Genomic DNA, 22594 nt, shown 5'->3' on the forward strand with positions numbered 1-22594 from the left:
TCGTGTACTTTATTTCGATTTCATAAACTCCGGTATGAGCAAAAGATTACTGTTACTTGCTTCGGCATTATTCTTTTTATTGATTTCCCTGGGGAGAGTGCAGGCACAGACCGACCCCAATCTTTTCAAGTTACCGGATACGGTTTGTAACGGACATGAAATAGTACCTTTCAATATTATTCAGACTGCGAGCAATTATTTCTGGACTTTCTGTCCGCCTAATCTCGGCATTGCCCCCACAGGCAACAACATAGGCCCGGTGCAGTCCTTTAACAATGCCAAAGGTATTATCGTAGCCGAAGACGATAGCTTTAACTATACCTTTCACATCAATGCAGGCGCGGATGTCATACGCATGAAGTATGCTGATGGTCTTGGCGGAATGCCTTCCATGATCACCGGTATGAGCAACCTGGCCAATCCCGGCGGTCTGTACCTGGCCAATAACGGCCGGTGGCACCTCTTCGTAGTAGCCGGTACCGACAGCAGCAATTCCAGGCTGGTACGTTATGATTTTAATGAGAACGGCCTCAAATCCATGCCTACAGAAGTGAACCTGGGCGGACTGGGCGGCGGCCTGAATGGCCCCAAGCATTTGTTCATGGCCAAACAGGGCGACAACTGGTTTGCCTTCACCTTTACCAAAAAAGATGAGCTGATACGCCTCTCCTTCGGCAACGACCTGGCTAATACCCCCACCCTGGAGAACCTGGGCAATATCGACGGCCATTTTGCCAATGTAACTGCCGTTACCGGTCTCGTAGAACTGGACAACTGGCACCTGCTGATCACCAACCGCAATACCAACAGCGTAAACCGTATTTCTTTCGGTAACTCGCTCACCAATACCCCCTTTGTAGTCGATCTCGGCAACCTGGGCAACCGCATCAATGCGCCGGTGGGCATTGCTGTAACCCGCGACTGTAACGCTTATTATGCTTTTGTGCTCAATTACGGTACCGCCAGCCTGGTAACGCTCAAGTGGGACGACGTTTCCATCGCCAATCCCCCCTCGGCGCAAAACCATGGCAATGTGGCCGGCTTTGCGCAACCGCTCTGCATGACAGGTGTTGCCCGCGACAATGGCGCGCTTTATCTGCTGTCGACCAATGCGGACAACTCCGTAAGCAAAGTGATCTTCAACTCCTGCACCAATGCTACGCCCGCCTATTCCGATCTTCGCCTGCCGCCCTCCTTCAAAATAGATGAGCCGGGCTTATATACTGTATTCCTGACCATCGACGAAGGTTTGCCTACGGTACGTACCGACTGCGAGCAGGTATATGTCTATGCACACCCGCCATTGACCGTAAGCCGCGATACGCTTATTTGCCAGGGAGATACCCTGCAGCTTTCTGCGCTCTCCTTCGGGGCCGACAGCTTCAAATGGGCGCCGGACTACCGTATCGATACCCTGTCGGGCCAGTTTGTAAAAGTGAACCCTGTACTGTCTACCGAATATACAGTAACAACCTATTACGACTACAACTGTATTGTGAAGAACCCGATTATGGTCACCGTGAGCAAGATCGTAGCCGATGCCGGCCCCGACCGTACGATAGGAGATGGCTCCGGCACTATACTGGGTGGACCGGGCACTACTTTGGGTACGCAATATACTTATGAATGGACGCCCGATATCGGGTTTACCGGTTCGCGGTTCAACCCGGTAACGACGGCACGACCGCCTTACGACATCACATATTACCTGAACATCAGCAATACCGACGGTTGTAAAACCATCGACTCGGTAGAAGTAACGGTACCCTGCGACGATATCCATTTGCCCAATGCCTTTAAACCCGCCAGCGCTTATGGCACCGGAAGGTTTGGACTGCTCAACCAGCAATTTGTAAAGATCAACTATTTTAAGATCTACGATCGTTGGGGCAAAGAAGTGTTCACCACTACCGATTCGCAAGGAAAATGGGACGGCAAGGTAGATGGCAAAGATGCCCCCCTGGGTGTATACGTTTGGGAGGTAGATGCTGTATGCGCCAATACCCAGCAACGCTACCGGAGATCGGGGACCGTAACCCTGATAAGATAAAACGATATCTTACTGATTGATATGCAAAGAAGCCCGGTCGACGACCGGGCTTCTTTGCATATAGCACACAATGCGCTATCCGCAGAGATAGCAGCGGTATGCCTTTGATCTGCTATCCTGTTCAGTATCAATGCAGTCTGGCCATAGCATCGAATTCTGTAAAGGAATATTCATACTTGCAAAGAAGAGAATCACCCTAAAGAACACCCTGGACAGCGAAGGACTTCCAGATAAGCGCTGTGTCTTACCAAAATGTGCAATGCTTGCCCAGCATTGCGTTCTCAATATTAAAGATCAATCTAAAAATGACTGTATGAAAAAGATATGGATAGCCATCTCAATGCTCGCCCCTGTTTATGCTGTACAGGCACAGATCAGCCAGGGTGGGCTTCCCCTGCAATGGAGCGTCAATGAGGCGAGGACTATAATAAAACCGGCAATACCGGTTTATTACCAGGCGCCGGATATAAAGACGTTCCTGGCCGAAGAACAGGAACAATCGCAAAAGGGTCCCGGCCCCTACCTTTGCGGTAAGCGCATCCCTGTCGACCTGTCCTTTCCCCGTTCAGGTACGATGACCCAGCTCCCTGACGGCAGAAAGATATGGACAGCACAGGTAGATATGGGACAAGTGCCTGGCCTGCTGTTTTACTATGACCACTTCGCCCTTCCGGAAGGGGTGCGCTATTATATCACCAATGCCAACAACAGGCAGGTGCTGGGCGCCTATACCGCTGCAAACAACTCCCGGGATGGCCTCTTTGCTACACAGGAAGTACAGGGCGGCATCGTGAACTTTGAGATCGATATGGACAGGGATGTCGATCCGGAAACCATAAAGTGGCATATCAACGAAGCGGCGGTCATGTTCCGTGGAGCAGAACACCTGAAGCAATATAGCGGAAATGACGTATTGCTAAGTGATCAGTTACTGGGTTCATCGTCCGTTTGCGAGATCAACGCCATTTGTCCGCAAGGCGCCAATTATCCCAGTCAGCGGAAAGCAACGGCCCGCATTGTTGCACCCACCGGCAATGGCTTTTTAGGCCTTTGCAGCGGCACTTTGCTCAACAATACCAAAGCCGATTGCAAGCCCTACTTTTTGACCGCTTCCCATTGCGAAGAAACAAGCAGTATGTCCAGCAGCACCTTTTCGCAATGGCTGTTCTATTTCAACTTTGAAACGCCTGATTGTTCCGGAACCGGCAACGCACCCGATAACCAGACCATGACCGGCGCCAGCTTCGCCGCCCGCTCAATTCATAACACGATCGCGATTGGCGACTTTCTGCTGCTGAAACTGAACCAGGACATACCGGCTGCTTACGGGGTTTATCTTGCCGGCTGGGACCGTTCACAGGTATTGCCTACCCAGAATACCACCTATATTGGCTTCCACCACCCTGCCGGCGATGTAAAGAAATTGTCCAAGGCGAACAATATCCTGAGCGATGTGTACAACCAGATTGCAACGCCGGATACCCACTGGCTGACTACTTTTACCGAAGGAGGCGCGGAAGGGGGCTCGTCCGGTAGCGGCCTGTTCGATGTCAACGGACGGCTGGTTGGCGACCTGACAGGGGGACTGAGTATTCAAGCTTGCCCGCAAGGTGTCAACGCCTTAGGACAGCCGACGAGAATGGGCAATGTAGCTATGTACAGCAAGTTTGATCGCAACTGGGCCTATCCCGAAAGCAATGACGCAACGAACCAGCAACTGCAACCCTGGCTCGACCCCAATAATACAGGCGCCGTGACTACCAATGCCATAGCGTCTTCAAGCTGCAATGGCGCTCCCGACCCAACAGGTATCAACAGTGCGCAAACCGCATTGGAACAGGCAGTGGCGCTGTATCCTAACCCCGTCGTGAACGGCGTGCTGCGTATTAAGATCAACATGAGGCACAGCGCCGACCTGCAAGTATCTGTTTATGATATTACCGGATCCGTGAAGGGCGCCTACCGGCTGCGAAACACCACAGCCGGCGATTATTCCCTGAATATGAACGGCTATGCCAATGGCGCTTACCTGGTAAGGATCAACAATGGCCACGCGACCATCTCCAGGAAGGTTATGATACAGCATCAATAATAAAAATCTGACCATGCCGATATAGGAAACATTGCGCAACATTGTCGCAATCCCGGTTACCTGAAGCCTGTCGAAGTATCGGCGCCTTTTCGGCATAGTCAGCATAAAAAATTATAGCAGATCCCCTGAAATGGGAAGATCAGCGTCCTCCGGACCCGTACATGCGGTTCCGGAGGACGCTTCTACTATTTTTGCCCATTTTGCTCATTTTATCTCATATCTCATTGCTATCGGTATTGCCAAAAAATAATCACCGGCAGGAGCCAGCACATGATTCATTATTTTGTTATCATAAAAAATGCCCAACCTACGAAAGCGCTATTGCTGGCGGGAATGACCGTATTATGCCTGGCCTCTTTATATTCCTGTAAAAAGAAGTAACCCGGCATATGCTATTGCCACTACCTGAGTGGCGACAAAAGAGAATACGATCTGCAATCGCTTACCCGTAGCCGGCAGATCGATTCCTGCTACATACCGGACCGGAATGCAGAAGCTTTTGCGGGCGATTGTGATTTGAAATAAGAAGGGCTACCCCAGCCCGTTTAAACAGCACAGGAAGGACGCTTGCCCTTCCTGTGCTGTTTTTCTTTCAGGCTTCGGTCCGGATCTCCAGTCTGCCGGCGGCTACGCTATTCTTCTTAACTTCGTTATCTATGTTTCAGATCGAACGACCATACCAACCTGCCGGTGACCAGCCGGATGCCATAAAAGCCCTCAGCGAGGGCATCACAGAAGGAGAACAATACCAGACCCTATTGGGCGTAACCGGGTCGGGCAAGACCTTCACTATGGCCAATATCATTCAGGAAGTACAAAAGCCCACGCTGGTGCTCACGCATAACAAGACTCTTGTGGCCCAGCTCTATGGTGAATTCAGACAGTTTTTTCCCAACAATGCTGTCGAATATTTCGTATCTTATTACGATTATTACCAGCCTGAGGCTTACATGCCGGTCAGCGATACTTATATTGAAAAAGACCTGGCCATCAACGAAGAGCTGGAAAAGCTGCGGCTCCGGACTACAACCAACCTGCTGAGTGGACGCAGGGATATACTGGTAGTCGCTTCTGTAAGCTGTATCTATGGTATGGGTAATCCTACTGAATACGAGAACGGGATCATACGCATTGCCACCGGAGACAAAGTGCCGCGCAACACTTTCCTGCACAGTATGGTCAATTCTCTGTACAACCGTAGCCAGGGGGACTTCACCAGGGGCACCTTCAGGGTGAAAGGCGATACGGTCGATATCAATTTGCCTTATGTGGATTACGGCTACCGGATCACCTTTTTCGGCGATGAGATTGAAGAGATTGAAAGCTTCGAGCTCGAAAGTGGTAAACGGATCAGCAAGATGCAGCACGCGGCCATATTCCCCGCCAATATGTATATGGCGCCCAAGGACCAGATGGCGCAGATCATCCATGAGATCCAGGATGAGATGAATGCGCAGGTTGAATATTTCAAGAGTATAGGTAAGCATATCGAAGCACAGCGCATTAAAGAACGCGTGAACTACGATATCGAAATGATACAGGAGCTCGGCTATTGCAACGGGATAGAGAACTACTCCCGCTTCCTGGACCGCCGGCGCCCCGGCGCCCGCCCGTTCTGCCTTATCGATTATTTTCCCAAGGACTTCCTGCTCTTTATCGACGAAAGCCATGTGACCATTCCGCAGATCAGCGGTATGTATGGCGGCGACCGCTCCCGTAAGCTTAACCTTGTGGATTTCGGTTTCCGCCTGCCTTCTGCGCTGGACAACCGCCCGCTGAATTTTTACGAATTTGAAAGCCTGGTAAACCAGGTCGTATTTGTCAGCGCCACACCGGCTGCTTACGAGCTCGACCATTCCGAAGGTATTGTGGTGGAGCAGGTCGTACGTCCCACGGGCCTTTTGGATCCGCCGATCGAGATAAGACCTTCTATAAACCAGATCGACGATCTGCTGGAAGAGATCGATAAGCGGGTGAAAAAGGGCGACAGGGTGCTGGTGACCACGCTCACCAAACGGATGGCGGAAGAGCTCGACAAATACCTGCAGCGCATCAACGTCAACTCGCGCTATATCCATTCGGAAGTAGATACCCTGGAACGCGTTGAGATCCTGCGTAATCTGCGCCTGGGCAATATCGATGTGCTGGTAGGCGTAAACCTGCTGCGCGAAGGGCTTGACCTCCCCGAAGTATCGCTGATGGCGATCCTGGATGCCGACAAGGAAGGCTTCCTGCGCGACGAACGCTCGCTGACGCAGATGGCCGGGCGTGCGGCACGTAACGCCGAAGGCCTCGTGATCTTCTATGCCGACAAGATCACGGAAAGCATGCAGCGTACAATAGATGAGACGGGCCGGAGAAGAAGTAAGCAGATGATCTATAATGAAGAGCATGGCATCACGCCAACCACGGTACGCAAATCGGTAGAACAGATCATGAAGCAGACCTCGGTGCTGGACATCAAAGGGTACGACCAGGAAAACCCTTATGCTATCGCGGAAGATATGCCTTTGTCGGCAGTAGCAGAGGACGAAGTGCCTTACCAGAGCAAGCCGGAGCTGGAAAAGCTTATCGTCAAAACGAAGAAGGCAATGGAGAAAGCGGCGAAGGACATGGACTTTATGGAAGCAGCCCGTTTGCGCGACCAGATGTTCGGCTACCAGAAAATACTGGATGACCTGAAATAATGATCAGGACGTACCATATGAAAGACGCCGGCTATAGAACCGGCGTCTTTTTTGTTTTAGAGATTAAAGCGTCTATACAAGGTTTACTTAACAACAACCAGCTTTTGGGTATGCTTCCGTCCTGCGATGTCCAGTTGGACGAAATACACACCTGCGCTCAGCGACGCAGTATTCATCCCGATCATCTGTTTGCCAGACTGCAGGCGCATCGATTTGGCCAATAGCACTCTGCCGCTTGCATCGGTAATGTTGAGGCGGGTATCGGCATTAGCTGTATTATTCTCTACGATCACCGTAAAGGCCGTATTGGCAGGATTGGGATACAACACAAAGGAGAGTTGCTTTTTCTCATTTTCTTCTTCTATACCAGTTGGCTTGTATAAAGTATTGACCACTTCATTGGTGATCACCGGCTCGTTATAGTCGAAATAGATGCCGGCCTTGTTCTTTATTTTTGTGCCTAAGGGCAGATTGGGCTTCTGCTTAATGGTGAAGGTAAACATACCGTTGCTGCCCACTTCATCATACATCTTCGCTGGAAGATTGATATTGTCAAAGGTGTACCGGAGCTCGCCCTGCTCGTTAATGGTCACATTGCCTTTATGCGAACTATACACCGGGCGTAGCGAAGAAAAGTTGAGATTGGGATCGAGCATAGCGACCACTACTACCTTCTGGGCTTTATAAGTACCCAGGTTCTGGAAATGGACCATGTACTCCAGCACAGAATCGGCCCGGGTAATATTGCCTTCGGGGCCTACGCCTTTAGGATTTACTTCCATGAAATTAGGATCGTAAGAGCTGACTACTGTGGTATTGAGTACACCTACATTATTCCAGGGACTATAATCGTTAAGCCAGTTGCTGAGTGGTCCGGAGGCCACCGCAGTATCGCTGAACAGGAGACTGGTGCCCATCGGGATGTTGGTAGGCACACTATAGCCGATATGGAATGGTTGCGCGCTACCGGGAGCCAGTGCGGGGAAAGTGTTACCGGCTGTACTGTAGTACCGGCCGCTAAGCGGTGCAAAGATGCCGGCAGGTGAAAACGATGCTGCGTTCAGCTGGCCATCGTTGAGGTAAGTAGAAAGGATACTGCTCTCGGGCACTGTTCCATCGTTGCTGATAATGCAAAGCTGCTGGTAGTTATTTCCCGGCACCGCGAAATTGCTGTTCCAGGTGCTGATATGGATATCGTGTATCGGATTGACAGTGTTTGCGAAATCGAAGGTCTGCGTACAACCCGCAGCAGCAGTAACGGTAACCGGGATCGTATTGTTCTGGCAAGCGGCAAGAGGATACATGCCCTGTACCGATTCCGACAGTGTATAGGTGCCTGTGGGCAGCTGGAAAGTATACTGACCATTAGCATCGGTATAAGTGTATCCGAAGCCGGCGCAATGGATCTGGATGTTGGCGATACCGGCTTCTCCGGGATCTTTGACACAGTTGTTGTTCAGGTCGTGAAAAACAGTACCGGTAACGGTGCAATAGCAGGCATTACCGTTGCTATAACCTACGTGGGAAAATTTATTCGCAATACAGCCGTTGGCATCGGTTACGTGCAGCCAGTAGTCGCCCTGCAGCAAGCCCGTGGCTGTCGCGCCGGTCTGGCCATTGCTCCAGCTGTAAGTATAGGGGGCCGTACCGCCCCAAACAGATGTTCCGATACTGCCGTCGGCCGTATACCGGCACGAGGCCGGCACGGAAGCAAGGCCGGCATTAACCGGAGATGATGCTTCCACATTCCAGTTTTTGGTTACTTTACAGCCCGCTGCATCGGTAATGGTTACAGAATAATTTCCGGCGGGCAGACTAGTCAGGTTCTGAGTAGTGGCGCCATTGCTCCAGAGATAAGTATAAGGACTGGTACCACCGGAAGGAACCGTGCTCGCTGTGCCATTGGCAGCCAGGCAGCTGGCACTCGTGCCGGTCAGGTTTGCTATAATGGTATTAACAGGCGGGATCTCCACTGTACCTGTACGGACACAACCATTGGCATCCGTTACCGTAAACCCGTAACTGCCGGGCGCCAGATTGCTGGCGGTAAGTCCCGTTTGTGCGGGGAAAGTATTCCAGGATACAGTATAGGGAGCCTGTCCTCCTGACGCAACCAATGTGGCGGAGCCGTTGGGTGTGGTACAGGAGCTGGGTACCGTGCTATAGGTTACATTTACCGGTGTAGTGGCAGAAAGGTAAGGGAAAGCCTGGCCGGTACAGCCGTTAGCATCTGTTATGGTTACAACATAGGCTCCGGGAGCCAGTCCGTTTTGGCCTTGGGTAGTACCCCCATTGCTGTACAGGTAAGTATAGGGCGGTGTGCCGCCTGCGCCGAATGTCATCAATGCGCCATTGTTTTGGGTACAAGTGGGATTGGTAGGCGTAACATTGGCCGTAATGAAGGGCGATTGGGTTACCTGCCGGAATCGTTGCCTGGCGCAGCCATTGGCATCGGTTACGATTACGTTATAGGAGCCTTGGCTCAGGCCGGTGATCCCCGGAGTAGTCGCCCCGTTAGACCAAAGGTAGCTATAGGGCGGTGTGCCGCTCCCGGTGATCCCTGTTACAGTGGCCGTACCGTTGGTGCAGCTGGCCACGGTACCGTTGACAGTGTAGTTAAAAGGCGCTTCTGGGTGTACCGCCAGAGAGTCGTTCAAAGTGAACGTGCAGCCGTTAGCATCCGTAACCTTAAGATTATAATTACCTTCGGGTAGACTAGCCGGATTAACGGTGCTCACCACCGTTGTGCTGCCCTGCGGTGTCCATTCATAGGCAAAAGGCGCCGTACCGCCGCTAATAGTTGCCGTAGCCGATCCTGGCGCAGGACAAATACCATCGACAATATTTACGGAAATGAGGAAAGGCGGCGCTCCCGGAAAATAGGCATCAGCAATCGCACCATTGGCATCCTGCACCAATAGGGTGAATGGCTCGCCGGCATAACTGTTCAGGACGTCGGAAGGTCCGCTCACATTGCTGTGCGTAATAGATGGTCCCCCGATAATGTGCCAGGATACAAGCAGTGGCGACACAAGGCCGGAGAAATTGGCCGTAACAATACCATTGGCATTACAAGGGGCCTGTGTTAGCACAAGGCTGACAGACTGTGCCTGGGCGAACCGGCCTAAAGCCAGCAGGCACAAGAGGAAAAATAGTAGTTTCTTGTTCATGAGATCGGAATTTTAATGGTTTTGGTCTAAACCTGAACTGAAAGACGGGTGATAATTCAAATAAGATAGTGTTAATAAGAATATTTTTTTTACTAATTATTATATTAATTTTATTCTATCAATTGTTAATGCATTAAGAGCGTCCGTGCACCCGGACGCTCTTCACTTTTCTTCTCCGCTCTTCATCCGGCCTGTCTGAACATCTCCAACCTTGTTTTTTTCATGGCAAGCTCTTACAAAAGTGGCAGGCAGACCTACCATACCGCTTTCGCGCATTGTTTACATTTAATACATCAACTAAGGCTCAACTATAATTAAGATAGACCAGGCTTTCCCAAACCCTTACCGGCGGGATATTTATTTTTTACAACACGACGACATATCAAGCAACATTAACGCAATTTTGTATCTTTCAACCGATGATACAGATGAAAATATCGTCATACACGTATACATTTGTGTGTATCAATCACATTTGCCCCTACCGCTGACCACAAACCATAAATACATGAAGTATCTTCTTCAATTACTTTGCCTTTTACTATTGACAGGTGCAGGCGCCGCCAATGCCCAGCGGTTCCAGTTCAAGGGTCGCTGGATCGATAGTGTATACCAATCCATGAGCGAAACCGAACGCATCGGGCAGCTGTTTATGGTCGCTGCCTATAGCGGCGGCGACAAGGCCAATCAGGACAAAATAGTGCAATTGGTAAAGAACAGGCAGATAGGCGGCGTTATCTTCATGCAGGGCAACGGCGAGGCTCAGGCCAAAATGACCAATCACCTGCAAAAAATAAGCCGGGTACCGTTGCTAATAGGCATGGATGCGGAATGGGGCCTGGGCATGCGGCTTACCGGTGTAAAGAACCTGCCGAAGCAGATGATGATCGGCGCCACACGGGATACAGCGCTGATGTATGCCATGGGCAGCGCCATTGCAGACCAATGCCGGCGCCTGGGCGTGCACATTGACTTCGCCCCTGTAGTAGACATCAACAATAATCCCAGGAACCCGGTGATCAATTTCCGCTCCTTTGGCGACGATAAGGAATGGGTAGCCCGCCTGGGCATCGCCTATATGAAGGGCTTACAGGATAAAGGCATTATGGCCTGCGCCAAACACTTTCCCGGTCATGGCGACGTAGCCGTGGATTCGCACCAGGACTTGCCGGTGATCAAAAAAAGCAGGGAGCAACTGGAGGAAACCGAGTTTTTCCCGTTCCGGCAAATGATCGCCGCCGGCGTGCAAAGTGTGATGATCGCCCACCTGAGCGTCCCCGCATTGGACGACAGCAAAAACCTGCCCACCACGCTTTCGTCTAAGGTAATCGAAGGTGTGCTGCGTAAGGATATGCACTTCGGTGGACTCATCTTTACCGATGCGCTGGACATGAAGGGATTGACTAAGTACTATCCCGACGGCGAAACGGACCTTAAGGCCTTCCTGGCCGGCAATGATGTGCTCTTATTCTCACAGAATGTTCCATTGGCCATTAGTAAGATACAATGGGCGCTGCGTACAGGCAAAATAGCTGATACCGGACTGGAAACCCGTGTAAAACGGATATTGGAAGCCAAGTACGAGGCCGGGCTCTATCAATACCGGCCGGTAAAAGAGCATAATGTAACGGCCGATCTGAACAAAAGCACCGATGAGCTGAAGGAGAAGATCGCACGGGCCGCTATTACCCTCGTTCGCGACCAGGGCGGCTTGCTGAGCAAGATAAAAGCCGGCGCAAAGGTAAGCTACATCAATATCAACGGCAGCAGCAGCACGTACCTGTACCATGCGCTGAAAAAAAATTACCCGGCGCTTGAGTCACAGAACCTGCCTAAAAAAAGTAATGCCGCGCAGGTGAAAGCCATGATCGCTAAGCTCAAGGATACAGATGTGATCGTGGTCGGTATTCACGAACTGGCGCTATATCCGGGCAAGGACGGCTATTATGGTCTCGACGCTACACAAATTTCTGCGCTGCAGCAACTTTCTCAAAAGAAAAACGTGATCTTCGCAATACTGGGCAATGCGTATATGATGAAGAACATCTGTAATGCCAAAAGTGTGCTGGTAGGCTATGAGGATGACACCTATACGGAAGAAGCCGCGTATGAGGTGCTCACCGGAAAGCTTAAAGCCAAAGGTAGGCTTCCGGTGAAGCCTTGCGCAGCACAGGCAAAGACAGCAGCGCGCCCGAATGCGAATCCTGAAAACCCGAAACCTTAAATGCAACGTATCCTTTTTTACTTGTTGGCCTGTTGCCTGCTCCTGGCCACACCCGAAGCGCAGGCCCAAAAGAGAAAAAGCAAGTCCACCACACATAGCAAACAAGCCAAAGCTGCCGCGAAAAAGAAAAAAGGGAAATCTGCCGGCAGGAAAAAAGGCAGGGCAGTCGCCGTGGCGGCGCCGCTACCCCCGCTGAAGAGCACGGGCGACTTTAATACAGTGTACAGTCTGCATGGCGGTAGTGGCGCTTCCGCTTTCGTCACCAACCCTGCTGCGCTCCAAGGCCTGGACGCCTTCATCAACAACTGCATCAGCAGGGGCGCTTTCCCCGGCTGCCAGATCATGGCGGTGAAAGACGGGGAGGTCGTTTACCAAAAGAATTTCGGCTATTTCACTTACGACCGCAGCCAACCGGTAACGGATACAACACTCTACGATATTGCCTCGGTGACCAAGGTAGCGGCGACTACGCTGGCCATTATGAAGTTGTATGAAGAGGGTAAGATCAACCTGAGCACTTATCTCAAAAACTATCTTCCCTTTACCAATGGTACCGACAAAGCCTACCTTACCATAAAAGACCTGCTCCTGCACCAGGCGGGGCTAAAGGCCTTTATCCCCTTCTACAAGACGACTGTCGATAAGCTGACCGGCAGCCCCCGGAGCGATCTTTATAGTAGAGTAGCGGAAAAACAGTTCACGATCCCCGTGGCGGCCAATTTTTACCTGCTCAACAGCTACCGGGATACGATCTGGAACGAGATACTGAACAGCAACCTGGACAACAGGGGACGTTATGTGTACAGCGATCTCGATTTCTACTTCCTGGAGAAAGTAGCGGAGGCCGTAAGCGGACAGCCGATCGACCAGTATGTCTACGAGCAGTTTTACCGTCCCCTGGGATTGAAATATACCATGTATAATCCCTGGAAGAAAGGATTGAAAAGACAATGCGCGCCTACGGAGAACGATCAGTACTTCCGGTTCCAGCTGGTGCAAGGCTATGTGCACGACCCCGGCACGGCTATGCTGGGCGGCATAGCGGGTCATGCCGGCATTTTTTCCAATACACGCGAGCTCGCGGTGATCCTCCAGATGCTCATCAACGGCGGTGAATACAAAGGCCGGCGCTATCTCAAAAAGGAAACCCTCCAGACCTTTACCGGTTTCCGCAGCAGCATCAGCCGGAGGGCCTATGGCTTCGACAAGCCCGAAAAAGCACGGGGCGACGGTGGCCCGGCCTCCGACCTTTGCAGCAAAACCACCTTTGGCCACCAGGGCTTTACCGGCACTTGTGCCTGGGCCGATCCGGAGAACGGCATCACATTCATATTCTTGTCTAACCGCGTATACCCTTCGGCCGACAACGGGCTGATCAATAGCTTGAAGGTGAGATTCAAAGCGCAATCCTATATCTACGAAGCGCTGGGTTATGACAAATAATACCGTCAGAACCCTGGTCGTGATCGGCGGTGGTGCAGCAGGCTTCTTTTGCGCGATCAATGCTGCTGCGCAGAACCGGCAACTGAAGGTGATTCTGCTGGAGAAGTCGGACAAATTGCTGAGCAAAGTAAAGATCAGCGGCGGCGGACGCTGCAACGTCACCCATGCCTGCTTCAGCATCAGCGACATGGCTAAGAAGTATCCCCGCGGCGAAAAATTCGTCAAAAAAACCTTTCATACCTTCTTCACACAGGATACAATCGATTGGTTCGCTTCGCGGGGCGTAACCCTGAAGGCTGAAGCCGATGGCCGTATGTTCCCGGTAACAGATTCCTCGCAAACCATTATCGACTGCCTCCTACAGCAAGCATCGCGCTATGGCGTCGACATCCGGTTACGGGCGGGGGTAAATGCGATCCAACCAGCATCCGAAGGCTTTAGCCTGCAACTGGCCGATGGGCGCAGCATAGCAGCCGACTATGTAACGGTCGCCTGCGGCGGCTATCCCAAAGCGGCCATGTTTGGCTGGCTGGAAGCGCTCGGGCACAGCATTGTCGCACCGGTGCCATCCTTATTTACCTTCAATATTCCGCAGCACCCGATCGTGTCGCTGATGGGCATCAGCCTGCCCGAAGCCCAGGTAAAGATCAACGGCAGCAAGCTGAAGGAACAAGGCCCACTGCTCATCACGCATTGGGGGCTCAGTGGCCCGGCCATACTGCGACTGAGCGCCTGGGGCGCCCGCGAATTGCAGGAAAAAAACTGGCATTTCGACATACAGGTCAACTGGCTGCCTGCGTTTAATGAGGAAAGCCTGAGGGCCGATATCAGCCGGCGCAGGCAATCGCTGGGGGCACAGCAGGTACGGCACCGCAACCCATTCGGGCTTCCATCCCGGCTATGGGAGTTCCTGCTGGTACAATCGGAAGTGCCAGCCGACTGCCGGTGGGCCGAGCTACCGGCCAGGGCTCAAAACCTGCTGATCCGGAACCTTTGCGCCTACCCCCTTGCCGTTAAGGGTAAGACCACTTATAAGGAAGAGTTCGTCACGGCAGGCGGTATCCAGCTGAACGAAGTCGATGCCGGCACCATGATGAGCAAAAAAGTTCCGAACCTGTTCTTTGCCGGCGAAATACTGGATATCGATGGGATCACAGGGGGCTTCAATTTCCAGAATGCATGGACCACCAGCTATATCGCTGCACAAAGTATTGCCCGTTCCTGATTTTTTTTGCCTCCCGGGCAACCTCCCTTTATAAAACCGCATTTATATTAGCAGCATCGCAGATGAAACAAACGATAACCCCCAAAATATATCGCCGCAACATCCTGTCATGACCGAAGTACAATTGATTGAGGGCTGCAAAAGAGAGGAGTCTTTTGCCCAACGACTTTTGTATGACCGGTATGTAGACAGCATGTACCTCCTCTGCCTGCGCTATATTCCGGGAACCGCCGATGCGGAAGAGGTGTTGTCGGACGCTTTTTTAAAATGCTTTAAAAACATGCACCAGTTCCAATATGCCGGGGAAGGTAGCATGAGAGCCTGGCTCAGCAGGATACTGATCAATGAATGCCTCATGTTTCTGCGCCGTAAAAAACAATTGGTGATCTCGATAGAGGAACGACCGGAGCTGCCGGTGGCCGATACATCCGACACGGCATTGGACAAGATGCATGCAAGCGATATATTGGATTACATACGGAAGTTGCCCACCGGCTACCGTACCGTACTGAACCTGTTCGTGTTTGAAGAGCTGGGTCATAAAGAGATAGCAGCCCTGCTGCAGATCTCGGAGAATACTTCCAAATCGCAATTGTTCAAAGCCCGCGCCCTGCTGAAACAAAAAATGAATGGCGGCTGACCAAAGAAGAAGATCATTCTTTACCGCGAAAACGTATGACAATGGACAATTCATTTGACCGTTTACTGAAGCAAAAGCTGGCCGGGCAAAGCCCCGAGTCTCTAGGCTTCCGGCCCGACAGGGAAAAGCTATGGCAACAGGTAGAAGCCAAAAGGAAAAAGAAGACCAGGCTGATCCCTCTTTGGCTGAGTCATACGGCTGCGGTAGCAGCTGGTCTGGCAGTAGGTTTTTTCTTCCTGTCACGGGAAGAAAAAACGCGACCAGAGCAACAGCCGGTTGCCGTTCATCAACCAGCTGCAACCAGGCCGCAAACGGTATCGCCGCCACAGGCAGGACCTGAAGAGGATCATCGCGCCGGCACGACCGTTGCACAGCACAACAAGCACCACCCGACATCTTCGTTACCTGACGTCCGGCCAACGACGACGGAGACGCCCCCATTGCCTGCAGTACCCGAAATGCCGGAAAGCCAGCCTGAAATGGTCAGAGAAGAGCCGGTAATCGCAACGACAGCACGGCAGGCGCCACAGGTACTGCACCTGGCCGATATGGATAATGAAAATGCCTTGCCTAAAGGCAGGAATAAAACGGCATTTGGCGAATTTGTGCCAGCCAACCTGAGGCAGCCGGAAGGTAATGCGAAAGCCTTATCTGCCGCCGCAGCCGGATTATTTACCCAAAACTGAAATTAGAAGCTACCCCAATGAAGAAAATACTAATGTGCCTCTGCTTGTTCATGGCAGGGAGCAGGCATAGCCAGGCGCAAATAGCAGAAGATTTCAACGCGGCGCTGAGCAAAGAGCGCACCACACAGCTGTTTCAGCTTAACACGGATCAATATAACAACCACTTCGACTTCAAGCTGCCCAACGACGGCAAGCTTTATATCGACTTCCTGCGACTAAGCGACTGGGGCGAAAAGAACCAGCTAAAGCAGATCACCGATATAGCGGCCGATCAGGTAAAATTCCTGAAAGACTCCTTCAGCAGCAGTTATTCGACCAAGCTTATAGAGATCAATGTGCCCATAGACAACAAGATCATAGCGTTCAATTATAATGAAGCGCTGACGGGTAAAAAGCAGATGGCTTATAAGGATGGCAGTTACTTCCAGCTGAAGATCGCTTTCGATACGATAAGGGTGATCAAAAATGTCAGGATACGGGAAAAGCCACGCGCAGACTCCGGGCTCGTTCAGGTTCAATATACGTTCGTATTAAAGGACATCAGCGATATGATCGCCCTTTCCGAAGATCCCAATGTGTTGAGCCGTATCGGCGACCTTGCCGATGAGACCATCGACAAACAAAGGCGGCACTGGCCGCGCCAGGATGCCAGCCATCATACGCTTACAATGACCTATGATCCCGAGGCCAAAGAACAGATGACCATTAATGAAAACGAAGGCTTTTTCGGAAAACGTATCCGTATTTTCATGGGCATCGGGGCTATTATCTATAGCAACAATGCCATATCGCCCTTCTTCGACGAATCCATCGCGTTCATGCTGCACACGCGCAGCAGGATGCAACGTTATGTGGGTTTCAACCTGACAGGCTTCGGGTATATCAACAACAGCACTTTGCGGAAGAGCTATGTGAGCTATAACCTGGAATATGGTCTGTGCAAACCGCAGCCCTACGGCTTTATCCAGCAACGGACATCCGTGGCATTAGGATTAATGACCATCCTTTACCAGGACTCGACCAGGTATCTGTTTCATATGGGCTTCAACTTTGGCTTTAATAGTTTCCTTTCCTCCGGCTTCGGCTTCGCGGCAGATTTCAAAAAAGACAGTAAGGAAGGTTTGCTCTATGTCAATTTCAAGTTCAACCTGTAATCAACCTAGGAGCAATAGCAGAAGATGCTATCTAAAAAGGTTTCAAGCCTGTCACATTGAGCGATTCTAAATGTAAACAGGCTTGAAACGTGATTTTTAAAGCATTATTTGATCGATAGTCCTCCTTGCCATTGCCGGCGTTTTATCTTACCAGCAGCTTTTGGTTTGCCCTTATTCCTTTTTCATTGTTCAATTGCATCAGGTACAGGCCAGGGACGCAGGTAGCCGGCAACCGGATCTGTTGCTCATCCCTGTCCTCTTTCAATGTACCGGCCGCCAGTACACGGCCGTTCATATCCAATAGGCTGTACCCGCTGGCGCCCCACCCGTTCCGTAGTATAACCGCCGATCCGGTGACCGGGTTGGGGGTTACCGAGAAAGTATGGAATTCAGGAGAAGGAGATATGCCGGTGCCTAACAGCGCCCGGCGGCCTATACTACCTACCGGTCCTGTAAAACCGTTGCGAAAGGCGCCGCCTACGATCATCTCGCCCTTAAACCATATCATTTTGTTTACGGCATCATCCAGCCAGAAGAAGCGCTTGCTTTGCTCGCCAGGCGCAGGACTGACATCGGCATTGTTCCTGACCAAGGTACCCACCAGCTCGTTGCCGGTAAACAGCCCTCCGGCAAGCAGATAATCGCCGTCGGCTAGTAGCGTGCGCATACTCAGCTGACCATCGACCGGCTGAAAAGGGAATCCGATGGGATCATACTGCGAACGCCACTCGTTGCCTTCCAATCGCAGCAACAGGCGGGTATTGCCTGTCGTAACCTGCTCACACACGGCATACAAGACACCTTTGAATAGCTCAAAGTCCAGTATGGTATTGTCCACAGGATGATCAAAAGGCTGGAAGCCGTTGTTCTGATCCCAGGCTATGGCATTGGCTGCAGCTCCCAAGTGTTGAAAGCTGCCCCCCAGGATAAGCCGCCCACCTGCAGTCTCCATTGTTTTAACCGTGCCGCTAAGACCCGGCACAGCAACCCAGCCCATGCCATTCCACCAGGCAAGGTTAACCTCGTCTGATGCGGCACAAAGGTTGAATGTCCCCGCAGCGTACAGGCGACCATTGTACACGGCCAGATCTTCCACTGTTCCGTCGAGACAGCCCGCCAGCTGCCAGCTACCGTTTTCCCAACAGGCTACATTGCGTGCCATCACCGTTCCGGCCATGGTAAACCGTCCGCCGGCAAAGATCTTTCCTTCGTGAGCCGTAATTGCGTGCACCTCACCATTGACGCCTCCTGCCATATCATGCCAGGTATAGTGGTCCGGATCTGCCTGTGTTACATAGGCAATATTACGGCTGCCGATGTTGCCGTCGACCTGGTCGAAGGCGCCGCCGACATAAAGCTTATCACCGCCGGGATCCACGCATAGTTCCTTAACGGTTCCGCTCACACCATTACCCAATGTCACTACCTGGTTCCTGGGCGGATAAGTCGGCTGTATCCAGGCCAGCTCTTCTTTGGTAAAACCATGCGCATGCGCCCAGCTATCCAGCTGGGGATAATGCATTTGCGCCACATAGGCCAGGTTGGTATGGCCAGCAATCTTTCGGGAAACGGCCTCGGATCCGGATGCTTTCAGCAAATAGCCCACCGCACAGAAATTATCGTCCTGGTCGATGAAGATCGGCGTACGATAAGCATAGTGCATATTAACGGGGAAACGCCCTTCCTGCCAATAAGCATGCAGATGGTCCAGAGCACGGAGGCGTTGCGCCCGCTGACCGGCACTGAGGGCGCTTACGCTGCGCGCGCGCAGCACTTGTTCCACCAGCGACAGGTGCCGGCGTATCCATTCTCCTTCGGATAGTTCCCGGTAAGCCGGCAAAGGCATTGTAGCAGCTTCCGGCTGTTTCGCCCAGCAGGCATTCACTTCATTCAGTTTGTCGAAGGTGCGGTTGCGGCCGCTGCTGCAAAAGAACAGGCAGCAGATCAGCACAGTCAATATTGATTTCATAGCAATAACGTTTATATAAAGTAGACGTAGCAGGACCAACCTTTTCTTAGAAAGGAAGCGTTATTCTCCGCCAGATGAAGATGCATCGGGTCAACCGCACTAAAAATATGACTAAAGCAAGAAGGCGACCTTACAGGACGCCTTCTACAATAACCCCGGGATAGGATTAAGACAATAAGGTATGGCTGCTCATGCGCTCCTGGTATAGTACTTTGATCAGGCCATCGGCCAGGCCTATCTTAGGTACGAATATCTCCTCGGCCCCAGCCCATCGCATCACCGAAGTGTAGATCTGCAGGGCCGGCACGATCACATCGGCCCGGTCGCGGCGCAGGTTATAGATGTGCATCCGTTCCTCCAGTGTGCAGCTGCTCAGCTCCTTGAAATAATCTTTCAGCAACTCCAGGTTCAGCGGGCGGCCTTCCTTTCGCTTGGAGATCGAAAATACTTTGTTGATATTACCTCCCGATCCGATGGCGATAACCGGCTGAAGATTGCGGGTATGCGTTTTCACAAACCACTTCATATGCTCCCATTGCGCTTCGGTCACTTTTTCACTCAGCAGGCGGATGGTGCCTATATTGAAGGATTCTTTGAATACGATATGATTGTCGGAGAACATCGTCAGCTCGGTACTGCCACCGCCTACATCAATATACAGGTAGCTTTGCCCGGAACTGAGATTCTCGGCGATATGCGTTTCGTAAATAACATTTGCCTCTTCACTACCGCTGATGATATTGATTTCAATGCCGGTCAGCTCCCGTACCTGCTCTACGATCTGAGGGCTGTTACGGGCATCGCGCATAGCCGATGTGGCACAAGCTTTCACAGCTTCCACCTTGTATATCTTCATCAGCAGCTGGTATGTCTTCATCGTATCGATCAGCTGCGTGACCTTTTCTTCGGGAATCACACCGCTTTCAAATACGCTGAAACCCAGGCGCAGCGGTATACGGAGCAGGTTCAGCTTGGTATAGTCAACAGTCCCGTCTTTATAAGGCGTCACCTCGGTAATGAGCAGTCGGGCGGCATTGGATCCAATATCGATAGCAGCTAAGATCAATCCTGAACAATTTAAGCGTGGGAATACATTCGTTTCGGGTCGATAAAGTTCAGATAAAATAGCGAGTTGTCAAAGCCCGGCAATTGACCGGGTCATGCTAGATCGCTATTGTCTTCTTGAACAGGTAATCGTATATTTCGATCTGCGACCTTACATCCTCTTCGCCTTCTTTTGCTTCCACGTATTCGTTCCGCTGCTGGTTGTCCAGTATACGGCCCTTTACATTTTCGGCCAGCTGTATGTTGAGGATATCGATCAGCTCCTGGCTTATCTCCTTATCAAAAATGGGACAGGCCGCTTCGACGCGGTGATCCAGGTTGCGTACCATCCAGTCGGCAGAGGATATATATACTTTGGGCTTGCCCTCATTGTGGAATACAAATACGCGCGCGTGTTCCAGGTATTCATCGATGATGCTGAGGGCAAAGATCGGCTGCACAAAGGCCTTTTGCTTCGTCAGCACGCAGCAGATGCCCCTTACGATCAGGTTGACCTTAACACCTGCTGTGGCAGCCTCATACAGCTTATCGATGAGCTGTGCGTCGACCAGGCTATTCAGCTTGATGATGATCGAGGCCTCTTTCCCGGCCTTTGCCGTCCTGATTTCCTTATCTATGAGCGGGAACCAGAAAGTACGCATATTGATAGGCGCCACAGCCAGCGTTTTGATCGCTTTTAGCTGTGAGATCTTATGCAGGGGATCTTCGAGATAGTTGAAGATACGATTAACGTCGAGCAGTATTTTACGGTCGGCGGTCAGCAGGCAATGATCCCCGTAGTACTGGGCCGATCCTTCGTTGAAATTGCCGGTACTGATGAAGCCGTATTCTTTGGTATGTTCAAATTCACGTTTCTTGATCACACATAGCTTGGCATGCACTTTCTGATCGGGCAAGCCCAGGATCACTTTCACCCCTTCGTCTTCCAGGCGGGCCTTCCACTTAAGATTGGCCTCCTCGTCGAACCGGGCCCTCAGCTCCACTACCGCCGTTACATCCTTTCCGTTGCGCACGGCATTCACCAATGCATTCACGATTTTGGAATCCTTGGCCAGGCGGTAGCAGGTGATCTTGATGCTTTGTACAAAGGGATCAATCGCGGCTTCCCGTAACAGGTCAATGATGGAATCGAAAGAATGATAAGGAAAATTCAGCATGACATCCTTATGATTGAGCACATCCATAATGCGGCAGGGCTGAATGAGCAGCGGATGCACAAAAGGTTTCTGGCGCGGATCGAAGTCCCGGAACACGGATGCCGGGAAATTCATAAAATCTTTGAAGTTATGGATACGGCTGCCGGGTATCAGGTTATCTTTCTTGGCCAGGCTCAACCTTTTGGTGAGGTAAGCCAGCAGACCCGGATCGATATTCCGGTCATAAACGAAACGCGTGGCGCGACCTTTTTTCCGGTCCTTGATCCCCTTTTCCAGTTCCTGTATTAGGTTCTTGTTGACGTCGTAATCGAGCTCAAACTCGGCGTCGCGGGTTACCTTAATGATATTGCTGAGAAAACGGTTGAAACCGAAGGCAGCAAAGAGGTTGGGCAGGTTCCACCGGATGATGTCTTCCAGCAGAATGATATCCTTGGTATCTTTTTCTGAAGGCAGCAGCACAAAACGCGGCAGGTTGGACAAGGGTATTTCGATGAGCGCATAGCGCTGCATCATCGGGTTTTCATTGCTCCCCAGCACGCAGGCCAGATAGATCGCATTGTCCTGCAGAAAGGGCGCCTGCGGCATACTTTCGATCATCAGCGGCACGATCTGCGTACGCACCTTTTCATCAAAATAAGATTTTATATAGTGCTCCTGCTTGCTGCTAAGCTGTTTTTCATTTTTAATAAAAATATTGTTCTTGGCCATCTCCCTGATGATGCCCGCGTAAGTACGGTCAAAATCGGCGCTTTGCTGCAGTACTTTCTCTTGTATTGCCTGCAATATCTTGTCCGGGTTCTGCTCCAGATGCATTTTAGCCGTTTTTCCCATGCGAACCATACGGTTGAGTGCCGCCACCCTAACCCTGAAAAACTCATCCTGGTTGTTGGAGAAAATACCCAGGAAGCGTAAACGGTCGTAAATATGGACGGAAGGATCTTTGGCCTCCTGCATGACCCTGTCGTTGAAGGCCAGCCAGCTCAGGTCCCTGATAATGGGTGCATCTTTTTTCTTTTTCATGCAATTCGTTTT

13 protein-coding genes are annotated in these 22594 nt (G+C 51.4%); 9 read left to right on the forward strand and 4 right to left on the reverse strand.

Annotation, left to right across the window (positions count from 1 at the left end):
- Nucleotides 1-34 precede the first annotated feature (34 nt).
- The 3 genes from DZK30_RS19490 (at nucleotide 35) to uvrB (ending at nucleotide 6829) form a co-directional block, all read left to right on the forward strand.
- Nucleotides 35-2050, forward strand: coding sequence for a T9SS type B sorting domain-containing protein (locus tag DZK30_RS19490; RefSeq protein ID WP_118975855.1), 2016 nt, complete (start codon nucleotides 35-37; stop codon nucleotides 2048-2050).
- A 313-nt stretch (nucleotides 2051-2363) separates the two neighbouring features.
- Nucleotides 2364-4142, forward strand: coding sequence for a T9SS type A sorting domain-containing protein (locus tag DZK30_RS19495; protein ID WP_162903259.1), 1779 nt, complete (start codon nucleotides 2364-2366; stop codon nucleotides 4140-4142).
- Nucleotides 4143-4798: 656 nt separating this feature from the next.
- Complete coding sequence (gene uvrB, locus DZK30_RS19500) at nucleotides 4799-6829, forward strand: excinuclease ABC subunit UvrB (protein WP_118975857.1); 2031 nt, start codon at nucleotides 4799-4801, stop codon at nucleotides 6827-6829.
- An 83-nt stretch (nucleotides 6830-6912) separates the two neighbouring features.
- Here the strand turns inward: uvrB and DZK30_RS19505 are convergent, their stop codons facing one another.
- Nucleotides 6913-9999 carry a DUF7619 domain-containing protein gene (locus tag DZK30_RS19505; protein ID WP_118975858.1) on the reverse strand — a complete coding sequence of 1029 codons (3087 nt, stop codon included), beginning with the start codon at nucleotides 9997-9999 and terminating at the stop codon, nucleotides 6913-6915.
- 508 nt (nucleotides 10000-10507) lie between these two features.
- On the opposite strand from DZK30_RS19505, the gene DZK30_RS19510 reads away from it, so the two are divergent.
- The 6 genes from DZK30_RS19510 to DZK30_RS19535 all read left to right on the forward strand — a co-directional run bounded on the left by DZK30_RS19510 (nucleotide 10508) and on the right by DZK30_RS19535 (nucleotide 17371).
- Nucleotides 10508-12223 carry a glycoside hydrolase family 3 protein gene (locus tag DZK30_RS19510; protein ID WP_118975859.1) on the forward strand — a complete coding sequence of 572 codons (1716 nt, stop codon included), beginning with the start codon at nucleotides 10508-10510 and terminating at the stop codon, nucleotides 12221-12223.
- Nucleotides 12224-13666: a serine hydrolase domain-containing protein gene (locus DZK30_RS19515; protein ID WP_118975860.1), complete on the forward strand. Its 1443-nt coding sequence runs from the start codon at nucleotides 12224-12226 to the stop codon at nucleotides 13664-13666.
- Nucleotides 13656-14891, forward strand: a complete 1236-nt coding sequence (locus tag DZK30_RS19520; RefSeq protein WP_118975861.1) for a BaiN/RdsA family NAD(P)/FAD-dependent oxidoreductase — start codon at nucleotides 13656-13658, stop codon at nucleotides 14889-14891. Before DZK30_RS19515 ends, DZK30_RS19520 begins: the two co-directional genes overlap by 11 nt.
- Before the next feature lie 109 nt (nucleotides 14892-15000).
- Nucleotides 15001-15531, forward strand: a complete 531-nt coding sequence (locus DZK30_RS19525) for an RNA polymerase sigma factor (RefSeq protein WP_118975862.1) — start codon at nucleotides 15001-15003, stop codon at nucleotides 15529-15531.
- A 41-nt stretch (nucleotides 15532-15572) separates the two neighbouring features.
- Entirely contained in the window at nucleotides 15573-16217 is a 645-nt protein-coding gene (locus DZK30_RS19530; RefSeq protein WP_118975863.1) for a hypothetical protein, read from the forward strand.
- Nucleotides 16218-16234: 17 nt separating this feature from the next.
- Nucleotides 16235-17371: a hypothetical protein gene (locus DZK30_RS19535; RefSeq protein WP_162903260.1), complete on the forward strand. Its 1137-nt coding sequence runs from the start codon at nucleotides 16235-16237 to the stop codon at nucleotides 17369-17371.
- A gap of 142 nt (nucleotides 17372-17513) precedes the next feature.
- Here DZK30_RS19535 and DZK30_RS19540 read toward each other — a convergent pair whose 3' ends face one another.
- From DZK30_RS19540 to ppk1, 3 genes are all read right to left on the reverse strand, one after another.
- Nucleotides 17514-19340: a T9SS type A sorting domain-containing protein gene (locus DZK30_RS19540; protein ID WP_118975865.1), complete on the reverse strand. Its 1827-nt coding sequence runs from the start codon at nucleotides 19338-19340 to the stop codon at nucleotides 17514-17516.
- A gap of 166 nt (nucleotides 19341-19506) precedes the next feature.
- Nucleotides 19507-20406 carry a Ppx/GppA phosphatase family protein gene (locus DZK30_RS19545; RefSeq protein WP_118975866.1) on the reverse strand — a complete coding sequence of 300 codons (900 nt, stop codon included), beginning with the start codon at nucleotides 20404-20406 and terminating at the stop codon, nucleotides 19507-19509.
- Between the two features lie 97 nt (nucleotides 20407-20503).
- Complete coding sequence (gene ppk1 / locus DZK30_RS19550; RefSeq protein ID WP_118975999.1) at nucleotides 20504-22582, reverse strand: polyphosphate kinase 1; 2079 nt, start codon at nucleotides 22580-22582, stop codon at nucleotides 20504-20506.
- Between the last annotated feature and the right edge of the window lie 12 nt (nucleotides 22583-22594).

The sequence above is a fragment of the Taibaiella koreensis genome, assembly GCF_003545715.1.
Taxonomy (GTDB): Bacteria; Bacteroidota; Bacteroidia; order Chitinophagales; family Chitinophagaceae; genus Taibaiella; species Taibaiella koreensis.